Annotated in this window: 19 protein-coding genes; 9 read left to right on the top strand and 10 right to left on the bottom strand. The window is 57.3% G+C overall.

All coding sequences use genetic code 11. From position 1 onward, the window contains the following. Nucleotides 1-35 precede the first annotated feature (35 nt). Nucleotides 36-512 carry a hypothetical protein gene (locus WBG04_RS18555; protein WP_424316208.1) on the bottom strand — a complete coding sequence of 159 codons (477 nt, stop codon included), beginning with the start codon at nt 510-512 and terminating at the stop codon, nt 36-38. 168 nt (nt 513-680) lie between these two features. On the opposite strand from WBG04_RS18555, the gene WBG04_RS18550 reads away from it, so the two are divergent. Next, nucleotides 681-3,335: a choice-of-anchor Q domain-containing protein gene (locus tag WBG04_RS18550; RefSeq protein ID WP_424316207.1), complete on the top strand. Its 2,655-nt coding sequence runs from the start codon at nt 681-683 to the stop codon at nt 3,333-3,335. Here WBG04_RS18550 and WBG04_RS18545 read toward each other — a convergent pair. Further along, nucleotides 3,332-3,955 (bottom strand): DNA-3-methyladenine glycosylase family protein, encoded by a 624-nt coding sequence (locus tag WBG04_RS18545; RefSeq protein WP_424316206.1) that lies wholly within the window; start codon nt 3,953-3,955, stop codon nt 3,332-3,334. The genes WBG04_RS18550 and WBG04_RS18545 overlap by 4 nt on opposite strands. A gap of 89 nt (nt 3,956-4,044) precedes the next feature. On the opposite strand from WBG04_RS18545, the gene WBG04_RS18540 reads away from it, so the two are divergent. The 3 genes from WBG04_RS18540 (at nt 4,045) to WBG04_RS18530 (ending at nt 6,382) form a co-directional block, all read left to right on the top strand. Beyond that, nucleotides 4,045-5,301 (top strand): PQQ-binding-like beta-propeller repeat protein, encoded by a 1,257-nt coding sequence (locus WBG04_RS18540; RefSeq protein WP_424316205.1) that lies wholly within the window; start codon nt 4,045-4,047, stop codon nt 5,299-5,301. Nucleotides 5,302-5,313: 12 nt separating this feature from the next. Then, nucleotides 5,314-6,045: a spermine synthase gene (locus WBG04_RS18535; RefSeq protein WP_424316204.1), complete on the top strand. Its 732-nt coding sequence runs from the start codon at nt 5,314-5,316 to the stop codon at nt 6,043-6,045. A gap of 70 nt (nt 6,046-6,115) precedes the next feature. Then, nucleotides 6,116-6,382 (top strand): Precorrin-3B methylase, encoded by a 267-nt coding sequence (locus tag WBG04_RS18530; protein WP_424316203.1) that lies wholly within the window; start codon nt 6,116-6,118, stop codon nt 6,380-6,382. Nucleotides 6,383-6,500: 118 nt separating this feature from the next. Here the strand turns inward: WBG04_RS18530 and WBG04_RS18525 are convergent, their stop codons facing one another. Continuing rightward, complete coding sequence (locus tag WBG04_RS18525) at nt 6,501-7,352, bottom strand: sigma-70 family RNA polymerase sigma factor (RefSeq protein WP_424316202.1); 852 nt, start codon at nt 7,350-7,352, stop codon at nt 6,501-6,503. A 182-nt stretch (nt 7,353-7,534) separates the two neighbouring features. On the opposite strand from WBG04_RS18525, the gene WBG04_RS18520 reads away from it, so the two are divergent. Then, on the top strand, nt 7,535-8,515 hold the full coding sequence (locus WBG04_RS18520) for a MerR family transcriptional regulator (protein WP_424316201.1): 981 nt from the start codon (nt 7,535-7,537) through the stop codon (nt 8,513-8,515). A 59-nt stretch (nt 8,516-8,574) separates the two neighbouring features. Here the strand turns inward: WBG04_RS18520 and WBG04_RS18515 are convergent, their stop codons facing one another. Continuing rightward, the gene (locus WBG04_RS18515) at nt 8,575-9,423 is read right to left on the bottom strand and encodes a hypothetical protein (protein WP_424316200.1); all 849 of its coding nucleotides are present in this window, start codon (nt 9,421-9,423) and stop codon (nt 8,575-8,577) included. 214 nt (nt 9,424-9,637) lie between these two features. Here WBG04_RS18515 and WBG04_RS18510 point away from each other — a divergent pair, with 214 nt between their 5' ends. Further along, the gene (locus WBG04_RS18510) at nt 9,638-10,441 is read left to right on the top strand and encodes a 3-keto-disaccharide hydrolase (RefSeq protein ID WP_424316199.1); all 804 of its coding nucleotides are present in this window, start codon (nt 9,638-9,640) and stop codon (nt 10,439-10,441) included. Here the strand turns inward: WBG04_RS18510 and WBG04_RS18505 are convergent. Further along, the gene (locus WBG04_RS18505; RefSeq protein WP_424316198.1) at nt 10,438-11,790 is read right to left on the bottom strand and encodes a sulfatase; all 1,353 of its coding nucleotides are present in this window, start codon (nt 11,788-11,790) and stop codon (nt 10,438-10,440) included. The genes WBG04_RS18510 and WBG04_RS18505 overlap by 4 nt on opposite strands. A 196-nt stretch (nt 11,791-11,986) precedes the next feature. On the opposite strand from WBG04_RS18505, the gene WBG04_RS18500 reads away from it, so the two are divergent. Beyond that, the gene (locus WBG04_RS18500) at nt 11,987-12,853 is read left to right on the top strand and encodes a hypothetical protein (RefSeq protein ID WP_424316197.1); all 867 of its coding nucleotides are present in this window, start codon (nt 11,987-11,989) and stop codon (nt 12,851-12,853) included. Nucleotides 12,854-12,886: 33 nt separating this feature from the next. Here WBG04_RS18500 and arsB read toward each other — a convergent pair whose 3' ends face one another. The 5 genes from arsB to WBG04_RS18475 form a co-directional block, all read right to left on the bottom strand. Beyond that, the gene (arsB, locus tag WBG04_RS18495) at nt 12,887-13,975 is read right to left on the bottom strand and encodes an ACR3 family arsenite efflux transporter (RefSeq protein WP_424316196.1); all 1,089 of its coding nucleotides are present in this window, start codon (nt 13,973-13,975) and stop codon (nt 12,887-12,889) included. 126 nt (nt 13,976-14,101) lie between these two features. Next, nucleotides 14,102-15,025 carry a DUF6807 family protein gene (locus WBG04_RS18490; RefSeq protein ID WP_424316195.1) on the bottom strand — a complete coding sequence of 308 codons (924 nt, stop codon included), beginning with the start codon at nt 15,023-15,025 and terminating at the stop codon, nt 14,102-14,104. Nucleotides 15,026-15,075: 50 nt separating this feature from the next. Further along, entirely contained in the window at nt 15,076-15,492 is a 417-nt protein-coding gene (locus WBG04_RS18485) for an arsenate reductase ArsC (RefSeq protein WP_424316194.1), read from the bottom strand. Nucleotides 15,493-15,689: 197 nt separating this feature from the next. After that, nucleotides 15,690-16,166: a DUF6428 family protein gene (locus WBG04_RS18480; protein ID WP_424316193.1), complete on the bottom strand. Its 477-nt coding sequence runs from the start codon at nt 16,164-16,166 to the stop codon at nt 15,690-15,692. Next, a complete protein-coding gene (locus WBG04_RS18475; RefSeq protein ID WP_424316192.1) occupies nt 16,163-16,462 on the bottom strand; it encodes an ArsR/SmtB family transcription factor in 300 nt (99 codons plus the stop codon). Before WBG04_RS18475 ends, WBG04_RS18480 begins: the two co-directional genes overlap by 4 nt. A gap of 236 nt (nt 16,463-16,698) precedes the next feature. Between WBG04_RS18475 and WBG04_RS18470 the strand changes: the two genes are divergently transcribed. Next, nucleotides 16,699-17,802 carry a Fic family protein gene (locus WBG04_RS18470; RefSeq protein WP_424316191.1) on the top strand — a complete coding sequence of 368 codons (1,104 nt, stop codon included), beginning with the start codon at nt 16,699-16,701 and terminating at the stop codon, nt 17,800-17,802. Between the two features lie 167 nt (nt 17,803-17,969). Beyond that, entirely contained in the window at nt 17,970-18,503 is a 534-nt protein-coding gene (locus tag WBG04_RS18465; RefSeq protein WP_424316190.1) for a Uma2 family endonuclease, read from the top strand. The last annotated feature ends 35 nt before the right edge of the window (nt 18,504-18,538 follow it).

The raw sequence follows: 18,538 nt of genomic DNA, 5'->3' as shown, positions 1-18,538 counted from the left end.
CTGGTGCCTCTACCGAGAAGGCCCCATTCGGTGGGCTATCGATCTTCGAGCTCGGCAACAGGAATCCGCAGCATCGTATCGGTCTCGGTGCCACCACGCGTGACGGACCCGCGTCGGCGGTCGGCGGGAATCTCCGGACCTTCGCTCCAGCGGTCGGAAGAGGGGTCATAGTAGTAGAGTCGATCGACCGGGGTCTCGGCGGGAAATTTTCCGGTGAAGGCGCCGGCGACAAGGACTTTGCCCTGATGGCTGAGTGCCTGAAAGTGGTGAAGTTCGATCGGAGGCTCTTGGCCTTTGGTCCAGGCGGTGGACTGCGGGTCGTAGATGTCGACGGCCTGAATGCGGCGCCCACCGAGGGCCAGGAATTGGTTTTCAACGGCGACAAAAGCGTGCTCGTGACGTTTGCAGGGATCTCCTTTCGATTCGACTTCGTTCCACCGGGAATTCTCGGGAACCACGATTTGAGAGAGGCCGGTGGAGGCGAGGAGGATGAGCGGGAGGGCGAGTCTCATGGAAGGGAATCAAGCAGTGATCGGGCGGCGGGACAATGCATCTGACGAGGACGGGAGATTTTGGCTGGGGAAGGCACCGAAAAGGATGGCCAAACCTCGGATCTCTTTGTGAGCATGCTGGCGTCATTATTTGGCCCGATACTTGTTTAACCCAGATTTCACTTTCTCATGAAAACCCCTCGAACCCTGACTGTTGCTTTTCTCTTCGTGATTTTTCTTTCATCACGACTTCAGGCAGCCACTTGGCATGTCAACGACGACAGCCCGCCCCCCGGTGATGGGACCTCGTGGGGCACTGCCTTTGCCAAGCTTCAGGATGCGCTGGCAGCTGCGTCGGCTGGCGACATGATTCTCGTTGCCGAGGGAATCTACTATCCGGATGAGGGTGGGACGGCGGTCGACAATGATCGCAATGCGAGCTTTCAGCTGATCGATGATGTCCAGATATTCGGCGGCTTCCCCGATGGCGGAGGAACAAGGAACCTGGCGACACACCGGACAATCCTGTCTGGAGATATCGACCAGGATGATGTCGATGCTCCGGTCGGTTCAAACAGCTATTCGGTGGTAACCGGATCAGGCACGGGCACGACGGCGGTTCTCGATGGCTTCACGATTGCGAGGGGCTTGGCCGACGGGCCTTCTGGTGATGCCTTCGATGGACCGACCCGTGCAGGTGGAGGTGTTTACAACCTGAGTGGAAGTCCGACCTTCAAGAACTGCACCTTCGTCAACAACTCGGCGGGCTTTGGAGGGGGGCTTTTTGGCAAGAACTCATCGTCACCCGTATTGATCAATTGTCTGATCGCTGGCAACGAGGCCGGATTCTTCGGTGGTGGAATCAACAACCGGGATTCTTCGTCACCTGTTCTCGTCAACTGCACCATCACCGCGAACTCGGCAGGAAGCAGTGGTGGCGGCGGGGGAATTACGAATTTCAGTTTCTGCAATCCATCGCTGACGAACTGCATCGTGTGGAACAACATCGAGAGTGGGGATGGCACTTCGCCACAGGCATCCATCAATGATTCGGGCAGCTCAACCACCAGTTCTGCGTTCTCACTCATTGAGAATATCAACCCAGGCGGCACCAATCTGGATGGCACCAATTCTGCCAATGGCCCTGAGTTCCTGTTCCCGGGAGATCCGAGTGCCGCGCCGACACAAGAGGGTGATTTCCGACTCGAAGTTGGTTCCCCTGCGCTGAATGTGGGAAGTGATGCTGCCAATATGGAGGCCAAGGACCTTTTTGGAAACCCTCGGATCGCCGATGGACAAATCGATCTAGGGGCCTACGAAGGCGCTTTTGCCCCGATCTTTTTTGATACTCTGCACGTCGATCATCAGGTGCTGAATCCGGGGAACGGGAGCGACTGGTCGCAGGCTTTCGCGACGCTCAATGATGCCTTGAATGGAGCAGTGAGCGGGCAGACGATTCTCGTCGCCAAGGGAAGCTATTTTCCTGATGAGGGTGGTGGAGCATCAGATGGTGACCGCAATGCCTCTTTTCGATTGATCAGAGGGGTCATCATTCAGGGTGGCTACCCGAATGGTGGTGGTCCACGGAATCTCGCAGCGAATGAAACCATTTTGAGTGGCGATATTGACCAGAACGATGCTGGTGCCCCTGCAGGCAACAACAGCTACACCGTCGTGAACGGTTCCAACACCGGTCCTGCCGCCGTTCTCGATGGGTTTACGATCACTGCCGGCTTGGCGAATGCCAATGAGGGGGAGTTCGACGATCCGGTGAACGCGGGTGGAGCGATCCACATCAACGATGGCAGTCCGACGATTCTCAACTGCATCCTGCGTGGAAATTTTGCTCTAACCGGAGGTGCGGGGATGGTGATTGAGAATTCCGATCCGCGATTCATCAACTGCGTGGTCTCCGGCAACAAGACACCTAACTTCGGTGGTGGCTTTCACAACCGAAGCGGTTCCGCCCCGAGGTTCCTCAACACGACATTCTCCGGGAATTCGGCCGGTAGCAATGGAGGGGCAGTGAACAATTTCGGGGCGAGGCCGGTCTTCACCAACTGCATCGTCTGGAACAATGAGGCCAATGGAACGACGACGACCGAAGGTGCCTCGATCAATACGGGAGGAAGTTTCGACGCGACCTACCAGTTCAGCCTCATCGAGAATTTTCCTGCGGAAGGTACGAATTTCGACGGCACCAATCCGGCCAACGATCCGCTTCTTTTTGTGCCGGTTGATCCTTCGACAGCTCCGAGCAACGGTGGAGACCTGCGCCTCACCAGCGGCTCCTTCGCGCTCGATATCGGCGACACCACCGCAAATCCGCAAACCCTTGATGTGGCCGGAAATCCTCGTGTGGACAATCTGGTGATCGATCTCGGTGCCTTTGAAGGCGCGACCATGGCAGTCGATTCCGACGACGACGGGCTTTCGGACTCCTTCGAGTTGGCGAATACGGATCCGTCTTCGGAAACCTCGCTGACTCCGGAGTCGAATGAGGACAAGGATCCGTTCACGGCGATCGAGGAATTTGCGTTCGGCCTTGATCCGGGTGTCAGCAACGCAATCTCCGATGCCTTTTCGACAGCAATCATCGAAGTAGGCTTGGAGGACTATCTGAGCATCACATGGAATGTGAACCAAGCCGCCATTCCGTTCGTCGATATTGTCGCGGAAGGTTCGGAAGACCTGGGATTGATCAATGCTTGGGACGAAGACGAAACGGTCCCGATCATGGCTCCCGCGGGAATGGGAGGCGCTCGATCCGACACTCCGATCAGCAGTCAGCTTGAGGACTTTTTGAGATTGCGGGTCGAGAAAAGGGTGACTCAGGCGAACTAACGAATTCCCGAGCGATCCTTGACCACGTGGTAATAGTGCCACAAGAGTCGGGCCGCCACCGCTCTCCATGGGCTCCAGTCCCGCGCCATCGCACGCAAGGCGGCTTCGCTGGGTCGATCCTGAAGCTCAAAGAGAATCCGGGTGGCTTCCTGAAGGGCAAGATCGCCGGCGGCGAAGGCATCGGCGTGACCGAGTGAGAACATCGAGTAAATCTCAGCGGTCCATCGACCAACTCCCGGGACTTCCGTCAGAATGGAAGTGACCTCTTCGGTCGAGAGTTTCCGGAGCGCCGGGTAGTCGATCCGGGCATCAGCGAGTGCCTTGGCGTAGCGGATTTTCTGACGCGAGAGGCCGCAGGTGCGAAGGTCTTGATCGCTGGCGGCCGAGATCTTCCTGGGGCCTGTGAGTTTTGAGGCTTCCAGCCGCTTCCAAATGGCGTCGCCGGCAGCGACGGAGACCTGTTGGGAAACGATGGCGTCGAGCAAGGCCTCGAAGCCGTCCTTTCTGCGGCGGAGCGGCAGCGCCCCTGCCTTTTTAAGGGCATGGGCGAAACGTGGCTGCTTTCTGGCAAGCCACTTGGTGCCCTCGTGAACATCTTCAAGTGTTTCAATGATCCGCATTTTCAGGATGCTTGCCCGGGTTGCCGACCGTAGCAAGAACGGGCGGATCTTCTCGACAGACTGTGATGTCGAGCGTGGTATAGCTCACGATGAAAGGCGTGATATGCTTGGGAATTCTACTGTTGGGGCAGGTGCAGGCGGAGAACTGGCCGAGTTGGAGGGGCGAGGGCGCTCGCGGCGCTGCGCTCGAGGCGGACGTGCCCGCCAAGCTGGAGGAAGGCTCGAACCTGCTTTGGAAAGCGCCTCTCCCCGGGCAAGGCTGCTCAACACCCGTCGTGTGGGGAGATCAGATCATGGTGACCTGTGACCTCGAGGGGAAGGATGGAGTGATCGCTTTCGATTGGAAAGGGAAGGAGCGCTGGCGGCAGCACTTTGGAGAAGTGGCGGGAACCCGCCACAAGGCTGCGGGGAGCGGTTGCAATCCTTCCGCCCTGACCGATGGAGAGCAGGTCTATGTCTACTATAAGTCTGGTACACTGGCTGCGCTAACACTTGAGGGCAAGGAGGTTTGGAAGAAGAACCTCCACACCGAGTATTCAGCAGATGGCTTGAAATGGGATCTCGGAACCTCACCGATCTTTGCCGGTGGCAATGTCGTGGTTGCCCTGATTCACAATGAGAATCCCTCTTACCTTCTCTCCTTTGACAAGAAGACCGGCAAGGAAGTGTGGAAGACTTCACGCGAATACAAGGCGCCGCGGGAGGCGCAGGATGCGTATACGACGCCGTTTGTTGTCGAAGTTGACGGGGTCGAGACGATCGTGACCTGGGGTTGTGATCACCTCAGTGGCCACGATGCCAGGACGGGTGAGGAACTCTGGGTGCATGGAGACTTTAATCCGAAGCAGCAGTCGAACTGGCGGGTGATTGCCTCGGCGGTCGAGACGGATGGAATCGCCCTCGTGCCCTTCGGTCGCGGCGAGCATGTCGCCGGGGTGAAGCTGGGTGGAAAAGGCGACACCACGAAAACGAATCGACTCTGGACCGTGAAAGGTGTCGGTAGCGATTCCTGCACGCCGGTGGCGATGAACGGCAAGTTCTACATTTTGAATGATAAGGGAAAAGACCGGGGAACCCTCACTTGCCTCGACGCAAAAACGGGTGGCATCGAATGGCAAAGCAAGCTGCCTCGCTCGGCCGCGATCTACTATTCGTCACCCTTGATCGCCGGTGACAAGCTGTTCGCAGGACGCTCGGACGGGACCTTGTTTAGTGGAACGATCACAGCTGACGGATTGAAGGACGTGGTGGAAAACGAACTCAACGACACGCTCGTGGCTTCACCAGTGGCCGTCGGTTCGAAGCTGCTGGTGCGCACTCACGGCTACCTCTGGTGCTTCGAGTAGGGATTTGCCAGCTTGGGACTTGTTCATGGCGCTGATCAGGTGATGGTCGACGGCGTGAAGCCGTTTGTGAATCTGGCCGAGGCCCGCTTGCCCGATGGGACTCTCTATTCCCTGCACAAGCACGATGGGAAGTTCTACCTGAAATACAACGGACTCGACCTGATGAGTACGGCGCTGACCTTTTCGGAGCAGCTATTGGCCGAGAAAGGCTGTGCGAATCTGACAGACGGTCATGCGTCGAGGCCCAAGCATCCTCAAATCCTGATCGGTGGCTTGGGTATGGGCTTTACCTTGAAAAAGGTTCTCGAGCTCGTTGGTCGACCGGCGACGGTTGAGGTGGCGGAGCTGGTTCCCGAGATCATCGAATGGAACAGGAGTTTCCTCGTCGAGCACAACGGACCCTTGATGGAAGACGATCGAACCAAGCTCTACCTCGGTGATCTTTACGACTTGATCACCAAGGGTGAGGCCGGACGCTACGATGCGATCCTGATTGATATCGACGACACGCCGGAAATGCTGATTACGGAGATCAATGGTCGTCTCTACACACCGCGATTTCTGGAGAAGACCAAGCAGGCGCTAAAGCCCGGTGGATGTGTTGCCTACTGGTTGGCGATGCCGACCCCGAGCTTTGAGAAGGGTTTGAAGAGGGCGGGTTTTTCCGTGCAGTCCTTCCCGGCGAAACCGCACGAGAAGTCAAAGCGGACGAGGCACTGCATCTACCTTGCCACCCCGAGATAGGGTGAAAACTCAGGGGGGAGTCGTCCGGCGGTTTTCATTTGAAGAAAAGGGCTTATGCTCACTCCGACACGTGGCGACGAAAAAACATAAGAAGCGCCTGCTGGTAGGCAAGGGCAGGATCAAGGAAGTGAACCGCCTGATTCGACTGGCCCGGACAAAATGGGACGCTCACGAAAATCAGGCCTGCCGCCGAGAGCGCCAACGGGCGATGGAACTGTATGAGACGCTCGACGCGAATGAGCGCGAGCAGGTGCCTCCGGTTTTGAGGGTATGGCTCCGATACCGCAGTGAGAAGTACTTCGGCGAAGGGCGAAAAGGGAATGGGGCCAATAGCTGAGGGCTGAGTAAAACTGCAGGCCCGGCCAGGGAAATGGATGGACGCTCGGAGGGCGTCCAAAAAAAACGACCACGGGTAGGTTTTCCCCTCCCGTGATCGAAGTCGTCAATGGGTAAGCCTAGGCGCGGTTCGCGGTCGGCAGTGGATTGTCTTTGCGGTGCAGGGCGTAGCGCATCTTTTCGAGGGCCTTGTTCTGCAGCTGGCGGATCCGTTCGCGGGTGACCCCGAACTCGCGACCGACTTCTTCAAGATTCATCGGCTTCTTGCCATTGAGCCCGAAGCGCGAGTTGATGATGTGGGTCTCACGCTCGTCGAGTAGGCCGAGAAGGTCATCGAGCTGGTCGTGGAGGTTGGTGCTGGTCAGTGCTTCGAGCGGATCAAGCGCCGTTTCGTCACCGATCACATCACCAAAATTCGTTTGTTCGCCCTCGTTGAGGGGGGCGTCGAGGGAGGTAGGTCGCTGGGCAGCTTGGCGAATCATGGAGAGCTTTTTGAGCGGGATGCCGGTTTCTTCGGAGAGCTCTTCGTTGCTTGGCTCACGTCCGAGAGCTTCGGTCATCAATGAGGTGATGCGGCGGACGCGGGCAATTTTTTCAACGGCGTGGACTGGGAGGCGGATGGTCTTGCCTTGGTTGGCGAGGGCTCGCTTGACGGACTGCTTGATCCACCATGAGGCGTAGCTGCTGAGCTTGGCACCTTTCTCCGGGTCGTAGCGGTCGACTGCGGTCATCAGTCCGATGTTCCCTTCGGAGATCAGGTCGGAGAGCGGAAGACCATAGCCGGCATAATCCTTCGCGATCTTCACCACGAGGCGGAGGTTGGCGTTGATCATGTGAGTCCGCGCTTCCTGATCACCCAACTGGATCCTCTCGGCGAGTTCCACCTCCTGCTCACGGGTAAGGAGCTCCGTTTTGGCGATTTCCCTCATGTAGAGGGCGAGTGTGCGATCGGTGGTGTTGCTAGCAGACATGACAGTTTGGAGGGGTAGTTGTTTAGTTTTCGCAGCGACCCAAGCGCTGCACGTAAACAGTGATGGCTCGAATTCTCTGATCTTGGAAGAGAAAACTTAACAGAAAGTGCACAAAGTACGATTTTTGACGTTCTGTTCATTTTTTGTTTAGCATAAGCGTCGAAATGGTTTAGCTATTCGCCGTGAGCAAGGAAGAGATCGAGGAAAACTACTACGGGATGGGTGCGGTGACGGAGCGCACTGGGCTGAATGCTCCGAATATCCGGATGTGGGAAAAACGTTACCAAGCCGTCGTGCCAATGCGCAGTGAGACCAATCGACGGCTCTACCGGAGTGAGGATGTGGAGCGTCTGATTTTGATGAAGGGGCTAACGGAGCATGGTCATGCGATAAGCCGGATTGCGAATCTAAGCTATGAACAGCTTCAGCAACTGACGAAGGACTTAATTGAGGCGGAGGAACCGGGCAACGGGAGCCTCGAGGAGGAGGAAGAGTCTGTTCGGAGTCGAGTGGCGATCGTCAGCACCGCCTTGGTAGAATTGCTTGAAGACATGGAGCTGTTCGAGGCCGATGTGGTCGGGAAATTGGAAGATCTTGAGGTGGCCGCGAAGGAAACGGATCTGCCGAAAGTGGATCTCCTCGTGGTTGAGGCGGAATCGCTTTTTCTCGAAACGATCTCGAAGCTCCGAAATGTGGTTCAACGCTGCGGCGCCCGGGCGACCCTGGTCGTCTTCCGCTTTGCCTCTTCGAAAACGGTAACGGCTTTGGCGAAAACAATCGACGGAGTCCGCTTATTGAAGGCACCTGTCTCGGACATCCAATTGAGGCGCGAGTGTCTGATCCTCCTGAACTCGGTGAGGAAGGGGGCTACGGATGAAGCGATCCGTCAGCCCGGTCCCGTTCCCGAAAGACTCTACAGCGCGGATCAACTATCGCGCCTTTCCCGGATCTCATCGACCGTGGAATGCGAGTGTCCGCAGCACATGGCGGAGTTGTTGAAGGGGCTGACGGCCTTTGAGAAATACAGCGAGGAATGCGAGGATCGAAATGCGGACGATGCCCTGCTTCACGCCTTTCTGCACCGGACCACCGCTCATGTCAGACGAACGATGGAAGAAGCCCTGAGGCATCTTGTGCAGTCAGAAGGCTTGAATTTTGACTGAAGTCCTCTGATTCGTGTGGCCCGGGTCGGTGGTGCCCGTGAGGCGTGGGCCGTCGTTCCTCAGTTCGAGACGCTTGGCATGGGGTCGAATTTGGCGGACATGTTGAGAGGCATGACCGCACGGGCGGTTTCACCATCTTTGGAAGCTCCCGTGTTGAGTTTGCCGCTCAGATAGATTCGCATCAGGCCCGGTCTGTCGAGATTGACCGTCAGGGAGCCGACGAGCCCGGTTTCCGCGTCGATCACTTCACCATCATCGAGGACCTTGGAGCTTCCTGCCCTGATGAAGCAGTCAATGATGGCTTGCCGTGTGCCATCGGACTTCTTTTCGACCTTGCGGAGTTTCATGAGGCCGCTCACCTGAGGATGCGGGAAGTCACGTTGAAGCGATCTGCGGATGAAGTTCGGTGAGAAGTTCCAGCTTTCTCCGACGGCAACTTCCCGGCCGGGGAGCCATCTCCTGTTTTCGATTCCTTCAAGCATGCTCAACTCTTGTACGGCATCTCCCGTAGCAATACCACTGAGAGAGAATGTCCAATTTCCCGCGCCATTCAGTCTTGCGGTGGCGGTCTTGCCCTCGAGGGGGCCGGTCTTGGTGTCAACCTTGCCGTTGAGGCTTGTCGTGATGCTGTCCTTGAGGATTCGGTAGGAAACTTCTCCGCCGATGGCATCCGGTGTCATGGTGCGTTGCATGAGTCTTTCGCGGGTGATGTCGATCTTCTCCCTGACGGTGCCACCGGGTCCTGCGGATTCGGCCTCGCCGCCTTTGACGACGGTGCTGGTTTCGATCCTGAGGGCGATTTTGGGATCAGGTTCCTTCAGCATCACTCTCTCCTCGGCGGAGGCCTGCAGGATGGTGGTGGAGAAAAGTGCACTGGTGACGAGGGTTTTGAGCAGTGGGTTCATCATGTCAGAGATCTAATCGTCGGGTAGGGGAGTCAGCAAGGCCCATCATGGGATCCTGGGGGGGCTTGATCATGGCCTGTGGTAAGATAGCCGAACTGGCCGTTGACTCATGGGATTGCCAGCGCGTACCTTCTTGGCCATGAAATCACTTGAATCTGGAAACACGTCGCGATTTTTGCCCCTTGCTTGGATTGCTCTTCTATCGCTGGGGGCGCCCGTGGCTTCTGCTCAGGAGGATATGAGCAAGCCGGTGATCACGACCGAGATCCGGAAGGATAAAGAGGGCAAGGACGTGGTCTACATGTTCATTGATGGGATCAAGGTGCATGAGACCGATGTGACGAAGCAGCCGCTGCCGCCGGTGGTGACTCCGGGTGCCGCCGACAAATGCGGTTCTCCGCCGTCGGATGCGGTGGTCCTTTTTGACGGTAGCGAGGATTCCTTCGAGAAGCATTGGATTGGGACCGACGGTGAGCCCAGTCGTTGGAAGGTGGTTGATGGGGCGTTGGAGTCGGTCAAGAAGGCGGGCTATATCCGGACCAGGGAAAAGTTCGGTTCCTGCCAGCTGCATATCGAGTGGATGGCTCCCGTCAAGGTGAAGGGAGAAGGGCAGGGCCGTGGGAATAGCGGCGTCTTTCTGATGGGCAACTATGAAGTGCAGGTGCTCGACAGCTACGAGAACCAGACTTATGCCGATGGCCAGGCGGCAGCTTTGTATGGACGCCAAAAGCCGCTGGTGAATGCGAGCCGCAAGCCCGGCGAGTGGCAGTCCTACGATATCATTTTTCACCGGCCTCGCTTCGACAAGGATGGCAAGGTGATCAAGCGTGCGACTTTCACCGTGCTTCACAACGGAGTTCTTGTTCAGGACCACACGGTCCTCAGTGGAGGGACGGGTTGGAATGGTCCGCATGCCGCCACGGAATATAAAGCCCACGCCGACAAGCTTCCGCTCTCTCTGCAGGATCACGGAAATCCCGTGCGTTTCCGCAATGTGTGGATTCGTGAACTCGAAGACTAAGGATACCTCGCTTCGAGAATCTTGGTGAGCCTGGCGACGACGTCGGGATGGTCGGCGGCGATATTAAGCGATTCGCCTTCCGGTGTCTGGTGGTCGTAGAGCTCCGCGAAACCATCCTTGTGGAGGATCAACCGATAGCGGTCATCTCTCAACGACTTGGTTCCCTGCCAGTGAGACAGCGCGTTGTCGTCACGCAAGCCACCACCTTCGAGATCGGCAAGGAGTGATTCGCCCGACAACTTCTCGGGAACGGGGAGCTTCGTGAGTTCGCACAGCGTCGGGTAAAGGTCGACGCTTTCGACGATGTTGTTGCTGGCCTGCCCGGCCTTTTTCATGCCTGGTGCACGAATGATCAGGGGCGAGTGGAGGGATTCCTCGAAGAGGGTGTGCTTTCCCCAGACGGCATGCTCGCCGAGATGCCAGCCGTGATCACCCCAGAGCACGACGATGGTGTTGTCCGCCTGTCCAAGTTGTTCGAGTTGTTCGAGAATCCGCCCGACCATGGCATCGGCATAGCTGACGCAGGCGGCGTAATGCTTTCTCACGTCGAGAGCGAATAAGGGGTCGGACCAGGCGTCGCGACCGAAGGTATCGTATTGACGGAACTCTCCACTTCCCGCCCAAGTGGTCCTTCCCTTTGGTTTTCCGGGGTGGGGGACGGCCGGGAAATCGGCCTCGACGTAGGGTTCCATGTAGCGGTCTGGAGCGCCGAAGGGGAGGTGGGGTCGGATGATTCCAATGGCCAAAAAGTAGGGTTTTTCATCCGCGGCCAGGCGCTTGAGTTCGGCGATGCCCGTGTCGGTTATCAACCCGTCAGGATAGGAGGTGTCCGGGCCATCATGACTCTGATAGAGCGCCATGGTGTGCTTTTTCTTCCCCCGGATTTCTCCGTTGGCGAGGCCGTGCATCGCTCCGCGCGGGTGCTTCCACGGGCCGGTCGGCATCAATTGACGGCTCCACGAGTCAGGCATTTCCAAGCTGGTCTTGTCATCCCAATCCTCGCCGCCCCAGCCGCCGGGGTGGTGGGAAACTTTACCGATGCTGACCGTGGTGTATCCGTGATCTCGGAACCAAGCCGGCATGCTGGGGATCGCTTGATCCATGTTTTTCGCCCGCTGAAAGAGCGCGTTATTTGAAATTTCCGGTGATCCGTAAAGCCCGGTGAGCAGTGAGTAGCGGGACGGGCCGCAACTGGGAGCCTGCACGTAGTGCCGACTGAACTTGCGCCCTTGGGAAGCGAGTCGGTCGATATGGGGTGTCTTCATGTGGGCCTTGCCATAGCAGCCGAGCTCGGGGCGAAGGTCGTCGATGCAGATGAGAAGAACGTTCTTTTTTTCGGGGTCAGGCAATGCGTGGGACAGGAGTGGAAGTAGGGACAAGATGAGTCCTGTAAGAACGGAGCGGCGCATGCGTGAATGCTAGGGCTCGTAGAATTTCAGGCAAGCTTGGCGGAGGGCACCCAGCTTTCCGCTAGTGGAGATCCAGTTGGGGTAGAAAACTGGTGTTCCTTGCCCGCAGAGGATCGCTGGGTTAATGGACCCAGTCATGAAGCTGCTGAAAGTCCTCTCGCTCTCTCTGGTCGTCCTTTCCTCTGCGTACGGCGAACCTGCCACCACGGGCGAAAAATCCTATCAACTGGTGTCCGAGAAACCCGAGGTCATGCCGGGGCTCAAGCTCACCGTGACGGAAAGCATGACCATGGAGGGAGGCAAATTCACCATGGAGATGCCTGAGGGGCCCATGGAAGGGGCGCTGGATCAGGAAAGCCTGAAAGTCGTGTCGGTCGCGCACGAAACTGCTTCGAAAATCAAGGCAACGATCACCAGTTCCAAGGCCGAGCAGACGATGAGCATGAACGGTCAAGCGATGCCTCAACCGCCCCAGGAGATGCCGCTGATTGACGTGCCCTTGGCGATTACGCTGACAGAAGGGACTTGGAAGGCGCAGCGGGAGGATGGCGAGGAGGCCGATATGCTTGCGCAGGTGGAACTCGCAAATATCGAGCGATTGGTCTCAGGAGTCGAGGATGAGAACGTCTATGGAACCGAACCGCGCAAGCCGGGAGATACCTGGACGGTGGATGCCAGGGAAATGAGCATGGTGGACGCTTCCGACGATGTGGAGGGAAGCGTCAAAATGAAGTTCGACCAGGTGGCTGAGCACGAAGGAATCGAATGCGCTTTTCTAACAGGAGAGATCACGATGAATGGATCTCCTCCTGGCGCGGATGAAGCGGGTGGCGGTAAGATTGAGTTGAGCGGGACCTTCAAGATCATCCGCTCGCTCGAACATCGGATGGATCTTTCGAGAACGATGAATGGGAACATGAAGATCGAGATGAAGACTCCGATCGGCATGATGAAGATGGCAGGTCCCGTGGTGATGAAGAAGACGGTCGAGATTGTGGACTAGTCGAGCCAAGGTCCACGCCGGAGAGGGACAGGCTTAGGAGCGGAACCACCCGCGGGTGCGCTGGCAGAAGCGGACCAGCATCAGCATCAGTGGGACCTCGATGAGGACGCCGACAACCGTGGCCAGTGCGGCACCGGATGACAGGCCGAAGAGCATGACGGCAGTGGCAATGGCGACTTCGAAGTGATTTGAGGCTCCAATGAGGGCGGAGGGAGCGGCATTTTCATAGGAGAAACCGAACCAGCGGGCTGCGGCGTAGGTCAGGGCGAAGATCAGGATGGTCTGAATGGCGAGGGGAATGGCGATCCACAGGATGGTCAGGGGGTTGGCGAGGATGGTCTCGCCCTTGAAGCTGAAGAGCAGCACGAGTGTTGCCAATAGTGCGGTGATGGAGATCGGGGTAAGGAGATGAAGAAATTTCTCTCGGAACCAGTCCGGGCCCTTTGTCTTCATGATCCAGCGCCGTGAGTAGTAGCCGGCGATGAGTGGCAGGCCGACATAGATCGAGACGGAGAGTAGTAGAGCTTGCCATGGCACGGGCATGTGGTTGATGCCAAGCAGCCAACCTCCGAGCAGACCGTAGAGGAGCAGCATGGTTAGCGAGTTGACGGCGACCATCACCAGGGTGAGTCCTTGATTTCCCCGGGCAAGATGGCCCCAGACCAGTACCATCGCGGTGCAGGGTGCGATGCCTAACAGAATAGCTCCTGAGATATAAGAACGATAGAGTTCCACTTCGCCGCCTCCTTTGATGATCTCGGTACCCGGCAGGAAGTCTCTGAAAAGGTAGCCGAGGAAGAGGGTGGCAATTCCGAACATGGTGAAGGGTTTGATCGCCCAATTCACCACCAGGGTCAGGATGACCGGCTTCGGATTGCGACTGGCCTGCACGACTTCACTGAAATCGATTTTCACCATGATCGGATACATCATGAAGAACAGGCAGATGGCGATCGGAAGGGAAACGACAGGTGCGCCGTTCACTCGGAGTGCCATGTCATCGAGCGTTTGCGCGAGTTCCGGTGCCAGCTTGCCGAGGGCGACGCCGGCCACGATACAGAGTGCCACCCAGAGGGTGAGGTGGCGTTCGAAGAAGCCCATCTGAGATTTATCTAGATTCATGGATGCGATTGGTTGGGGATTCTTGTGACGTAGCCTCCGAAGACGGCGAATTTTTGGTAGTCACGCCTGATTTTCAGCGGTCTCTAACTTCATGCCACCGATGGCACTGCGTCTCGGCAGGCGGGATCAATTGGCGAAGGCCTTCCACTGCTTTTCGATCTCCTCGGGTCCGGGTTTCCCGGCGAAGACAAGAATGCGGTAGGCCATGGAAACGGGTTTGTCTTTTTCAAGTTTCCAGTCGTGTTCCTGCTGGGGGACGTAGTTAAAGAAGGGCTCGTCGGGATGAATGCGGATGCGCTGGGGGAAGTCGTGGTTGGTGGGTGCGTTCATCAGGACAACCGAGGTGTCTTCACCGGATCCATCCTTGCCTGTGTAGCGCACCCAGCGGGCGCGGGTCGCATTCCCGTCCTCTCGCGTGTTGCCCTCCGAGGTCAGGACGGTGACCTTGCCCTTGGTCCAGCCGCGAAGCCCGCGGTAGCCTAGGCCTCCACCGTAGCGGTAGGCTGGGAGCTCGATGGCGAGTTTGGGCGTCTGTGTCCATTTATAGTCGATAATGAACGGCTCGGTGCTGTCACGCACGATGACTTCCAGTGACTCCTCGATGGCGATCTTTTCCTCGGGCTTGAGGATGATATGATCCTGTCGAACGACAAAGCCGGTACCACCGCCGTCGGGCTTGGGTAGCAAGGCGTTGACTTTGACAAAACGTACGGTGCCTTCGCCTTTGGCAAGGTTCCAAAAATCCGTGTTGCGTCCCTCGATCACGCTTTGGGTCCAGGGATGCCAGAGGCCCAGATGGTGCCAGTGATTGGGCGGATAAGTGTCGGTGACGATATGGCCGCGCGAGTTCCGCAATGGTCCGATGAAGGCGCTTCGGTCGAAGATTTCCCCGGCGTTCTCCGGCGCTTTCTGTTCTGCCTTGTGATATCTCAATACTTTGACTTCACCCACTGAAATGGTGAGGTGGTCCCCGGTTTCAGTGAGTTTTGGCGTGGCACTCAGGAGGGTGATGAGCAGGGGGAAGGGAAGGGTTCGCTCGAAGAAGTGCATGATGAGAAAAAGTGATGGTTCCGCCGGTTCTTCAAGAAGGGAGATGGCTCCTATTTATCTAACAGTCCTGCGGCGTAGGCGCCGAAGACGGCTTGGATCTCATCGCGGACGCGGCGGAAGACGGCGAATTGTTCGTCTTCGGTTCCGGTGGCGTGGGCGGGGTCGTCGAAGGGCCAGTGGTGGCGGTTCATCTGACCGGGGAAAACGGGGCAGGCCTGGTCGGCGTTGCCGCAGACGGTGATGACGGTGGCGACGTCCTTATCGAGGAATTCGTTGAGGTGCTTGGAGTGATGGGCGGAGGCGTCGATGCCGATTTCTTCCAAGGCACGGAGGGCGAGGGGGTGGACGTAGCCGGCGGGATTCGAGCCGGCGGAGGCGACTTGGTACTGATCTCCAAGGGCGCGCTGGAGGATGGCTTCGGCGAGATGGGATCGGCAGGAGTTGCCGGTGCAGAGGATGAGGATCACAGTTTTGGAGATGGGAGATGGGAGATGGGAGATGGGAGCGGTGAAAGGCACGAGAGTGCGGGGCTGGGAATATGGAGACGGGCTTTGGAAGCCCGTTGTTTGGTGGTGGGAGTTGGTGGTTGGGGAGACGTGTGCTGGGGTGGATTCGATGGTCTCTTGGTGAGGCGAAAGGAGTTGCAAACTCCTTCTCCATATTTCTAACAGCAGCCGGTGGTGGGGTTGCAGGTGGTGTTTTGGCCGGGGATGGCGGGGAGGGTGAAGTCGGGGAGACAGATGTCTTTGGCGAGGCAGTCGGTCTGCTTGTAGGCGAGGTGGAAGACGAGGGTGTCTTGCTTGATTTCGTGCTGCTCGATGGTCAGTTGAGTGAGGACGGGGGCTTCGTGTTCGAGCTCGACGGGGAGATCGTGGTTGGGGAGAAGTTCGGCGGCGCGCTCGAAGATGGTCAGGAGTTTTTCGGCGCGAAGGCGATGATCGGTGTCGTCGGCGATCCAGGTCTGGAGGATGCAGGACTCACTGCGGTGCTGTTTCCCACCACAGTCGAGGAAGGTCTTGGTGGCGTGACCGACTTCCGTGATGTGATAGTGCGGTGGGACGGGGGTGCCGTCGGCGAGGACGAAGGTGAGGGTGTGCTTGGGGTGCTCGCGGAGGAGTTTGAGGAAGGAGGCGATGGTCATGATTGGCAGCAGTTGTTAGAAGTGGCGAGGGTGTCGACGCAGCGAAGGAATTCGTCGAGGCAATCGCAGGCGAGGCGGTAGTGAATGTGCAGGCCCTTCTTTTCGCATGCGAGCCAGCCGGCTTCGCGCATCAGGGTGAGGTGCTTGGATACCGTGGAAAGGTCGCTGCCGATGAGGTCGTGGATTTCCGAGACGCAGAGCGGATGCTTGGCGAGGGACTCGGCGATTTTCAGGCGAGTCGGATGGGCGAGTGCCTTGATCACGGCGATGCGGCGGTCTTCGGTGGCGGCGGGCATTACTTGGCGAAAATGCCAAATAGTTGAGTGGGGTCAAGTGTGGAGTACTGGCTGAAGCTGCCTTTGGGCCAACGGGCTGGGCCTTCCACGAACTGGAAGCTTTGATTTGTCTGGTCGACTTCAGCAGGGGCGATTTCAAGAAGAGTTCGCATTTTTGGGGTTCCTGACTGATAAGAAGGATTGCTATCGATCAAATGGTTTGTTCTATTGATTGATAAAGCGAGGGACTATTGATCATGGAATGGAATTGGCAGAGGCAGGATTGGCCCAATTTTCGGTTCGATTTGGCGGCAACGGAATCGCTGGAGAAGCAGTTTTTGCTTCAGAGCGGGAAGCTCCTTGGTGCGTCCTGTCATCTCTCAGATGAGGATCAGGATCAGATTCGAGTGCAGCTTCTGAGTGATGAAGCGCTGCTGACTTCTCGAATCGAAGGCGAGATTCTGGATCGCGCGAGCCTTCAGTCATCGCTCCAGAGGCAGTTGGGCTTAAGTGCGGATTCTCGTCGGGTCTCGCCAGCGGAGCGAGGTGTTTCCGAGCTGGTCGTTGATGGGTATCGTGGCTTCGATCAGGAGCTGACGCTGGAGCGGATATTGAAATGGCATCGTTTACTGATGCAGGGGCGGGGTGACATTGAGGTGGGGGCGTTTCGTTCGGGCGGCGATCCGATGCGGATTGTGTCCGGTCCGATTCATGATCCGAGAGTTCATTACGAAGCACCGCCTGCAGCCGATGTGATACGGGAAATGCAAGGTTTCATGAACTGGTGGAATGGCGTGGGTCGGTCGCTTCCCTGTTTGGCGCGGGCCTCGGTTGCCCATCTCTACTTTGAGTCGATCCATCCATTCGAAGATGGCAATGGACGTATCGGGCGGGCGCTTTCCGAACTGGCGGTTTCCCAGTCGATCGGGAAGCCAGTGATCCTCTCTCTTTCTCGGGTGATCGATTCGAAGAGGACTGCCTACTATGATGCTTTGGCGCGTGGTAGTCGTACGTTGGTGATCGATGATTGGGTGGCTTATTTTTCCAAGGCCCTTTTGGAGGCTCAAGTTTTGAGTTTGCGCAGTGTGGAATTCCTGATCGGGAAGGCGCGATTTTTTGATCGCCTTGATCGTCAGATCAACGCCCGTCAGGAGAAAGCTCTTCTGCGGATGTTTCGGGAAGGAGTCGACGGCTTTCAGGGAGGGCTGAGCGCATCGAATTACCGTGCGATAACGAAAGCCGGGACAGCGACGACCACTCGGGATCTGGCGGCTTTGGTGGAGATCGGAGCGCTGAGGCGAACTGGTGAACGAAAGCATGCACGCTACCATCTCAATCTGTCGGCCCCTTCATCAGATTGAGCTTTATTCGTTGATCAGCCCAGATCGCAGGGATTCCAGCAGCTACGTTTGCAGGGGTAGCAGCTGGGGAGTTGCTGGTTTTTTCTCTATTGCGCTTCTGGAACCACTCAACACGCGACCGGCATCACTTTATTGCAAGCCCGCCACGGACCTGTTACCTTGGCGGCATGGGAGAAATCGCAATCCAGCTTCCCGCGCACCGCGACCAGACGGCGTTCAATCTCGAACGTTGGGAGGAGATCCTTGCCGATCCCTTTTACTCGGGGCTTGAACAACGGATCGAGACTGACCGTCACGGAAACATCATTATGACCCCGCCTCCCTCATTTTCACATGGCCACAGGGGCTTCCGAATCGCCAAACTCATGGAGAGCCTGATCGATGGCGGGGCAGCGAGCGTGGAAGTCCCTGTCTCCACCTTGGATGGCGTCCGCGCTGCCGATGTCGCCTGGCTTACCGATTCGCAACTCGCCGATGCAAAGAAGGCGAACGTTCTTACCTTTGCCCCTGCGATCTGTGTGGAAGTCATTTCCCCAAGAAACAGCGAGAACGAAATGCGGGAGAAAATGGCACTCTATTTTGATGCAGGTGCGACCGAAGTCTGGCTCTGTGATGATGATGGTTCTCTCCGCTTCTTTTCAAGTCCTGGCGGCCAGATCAAAAACTCTGTTCTCGTTCCCGATTTCCCCTTCTCGATTTAAAGGGGATCTACAAAGCTGCTCGCAATAGGTGAACT

The organism is Haloferula sp. (genome assembly GCF_049672945.1).
GTDB lineage: Bacteria > Verrucomicrobiota > Verrucomicrobiia > Verrucomicrobiales > Akkermansiaceae > Haloferula.
The sequence above is the reverse complement of the archived record's forward strand: the minus strand, read 5'-3'. Positions and strand labels throughout refer to the sequence as shown.

Bases quoted from the DNA above. Each gene is read 5' to 3' on its own strand.
- WBG04_RS18470 (WP_424316191.1), top strand. From the start codon at position 16,699: ATGGAATGGAATTGGCAGAGGCAGGATTGGCCCAATTTTCGGTTCGAT.
- WBG04_RS18465 (WP_424316190.1), top strand. From the start codon at position 17,970: ATGGGAGAAATCGCAATCCAGCTTCCCGCGCACCGCGACCAGACGGCG.
- WBG04_RS18540 (WP_424316205.1), top strand. From the start codon at position 4,045: ATGAAAGGCGTGATATGCTTGGGAATTCTACTGTTGGGGCAGGTGCAG.
- WBG04_RS18555 (WP_424316208.1), bottom strand. From the start codon at position 512: ATGAGACTCGCCCTCCCGCTCATCCTCCTCGCCTCCACCGGCCTCTCT.
- WBG04_RS18545 (WP_424316206.1), bottom strand. From the start codon at position 3,955: ATGCGGATCATTGAAACACTTGAAGATGTTCACGAGGGCACCAAGTGG.
- WBG04_RS18515 (WP_424316200.1), bottom strand. From the start codon at position 9,423: ATGATGAACCCACTGCTCAAAACCCTCGTCACCAGTGCACTTTTCTCC.
- WBG04_RS18525 (WP_424316202.1), bottom strand. From the start codon at position 7,352: ATGTCTGCTAGCAACACCACCGATCGCACACTCGCCCTCTACATGAGG.
- WBG04_RS18475 (WP_424316192.1), bottom strand. From the start codon at position 16,462: ATGCCCGCCGCCACCGAAGACCGCCGCATCGCCGTGATCAAGGCACTC.
- WBG04_RS18490 (WP_424316195.1), bottom strand. From the start codon at position 15,025: ATGCACTTCTTCGAGCGAACCCTTCCCTTCCCCCTGCTCATCACCCTC.
- WBG04_RS18480 (WP_424316193.1), bottom strand. From the start codon at position 16,166: ATGACCATCGCCTCCTTCCTCAAACTCCTCCGCGAGCACCCCAAGCAC.
- arsB (WP_424316196.1), bottom strand. From the start codon at position 13,975: ATGAATCTAGATAAATCTCAGATGGGCTTCTTCGAACGCCACCTCACC.
- WBG04_RS18550 (WP_424316207.1), top strand. From the start codon at position 681: ATGAAAACCCCTCGAACCCTGACTGTTGCTTTTCTCTTCGTGATTTTT.
- WBG04_RS18500 (WP_424316197.1), top strand. From the start codon at position 11,987: ATGAAGCTGCTGAAAGTCCTCTCGCTCTCTCTGGTCGTCCTTTCCTCT.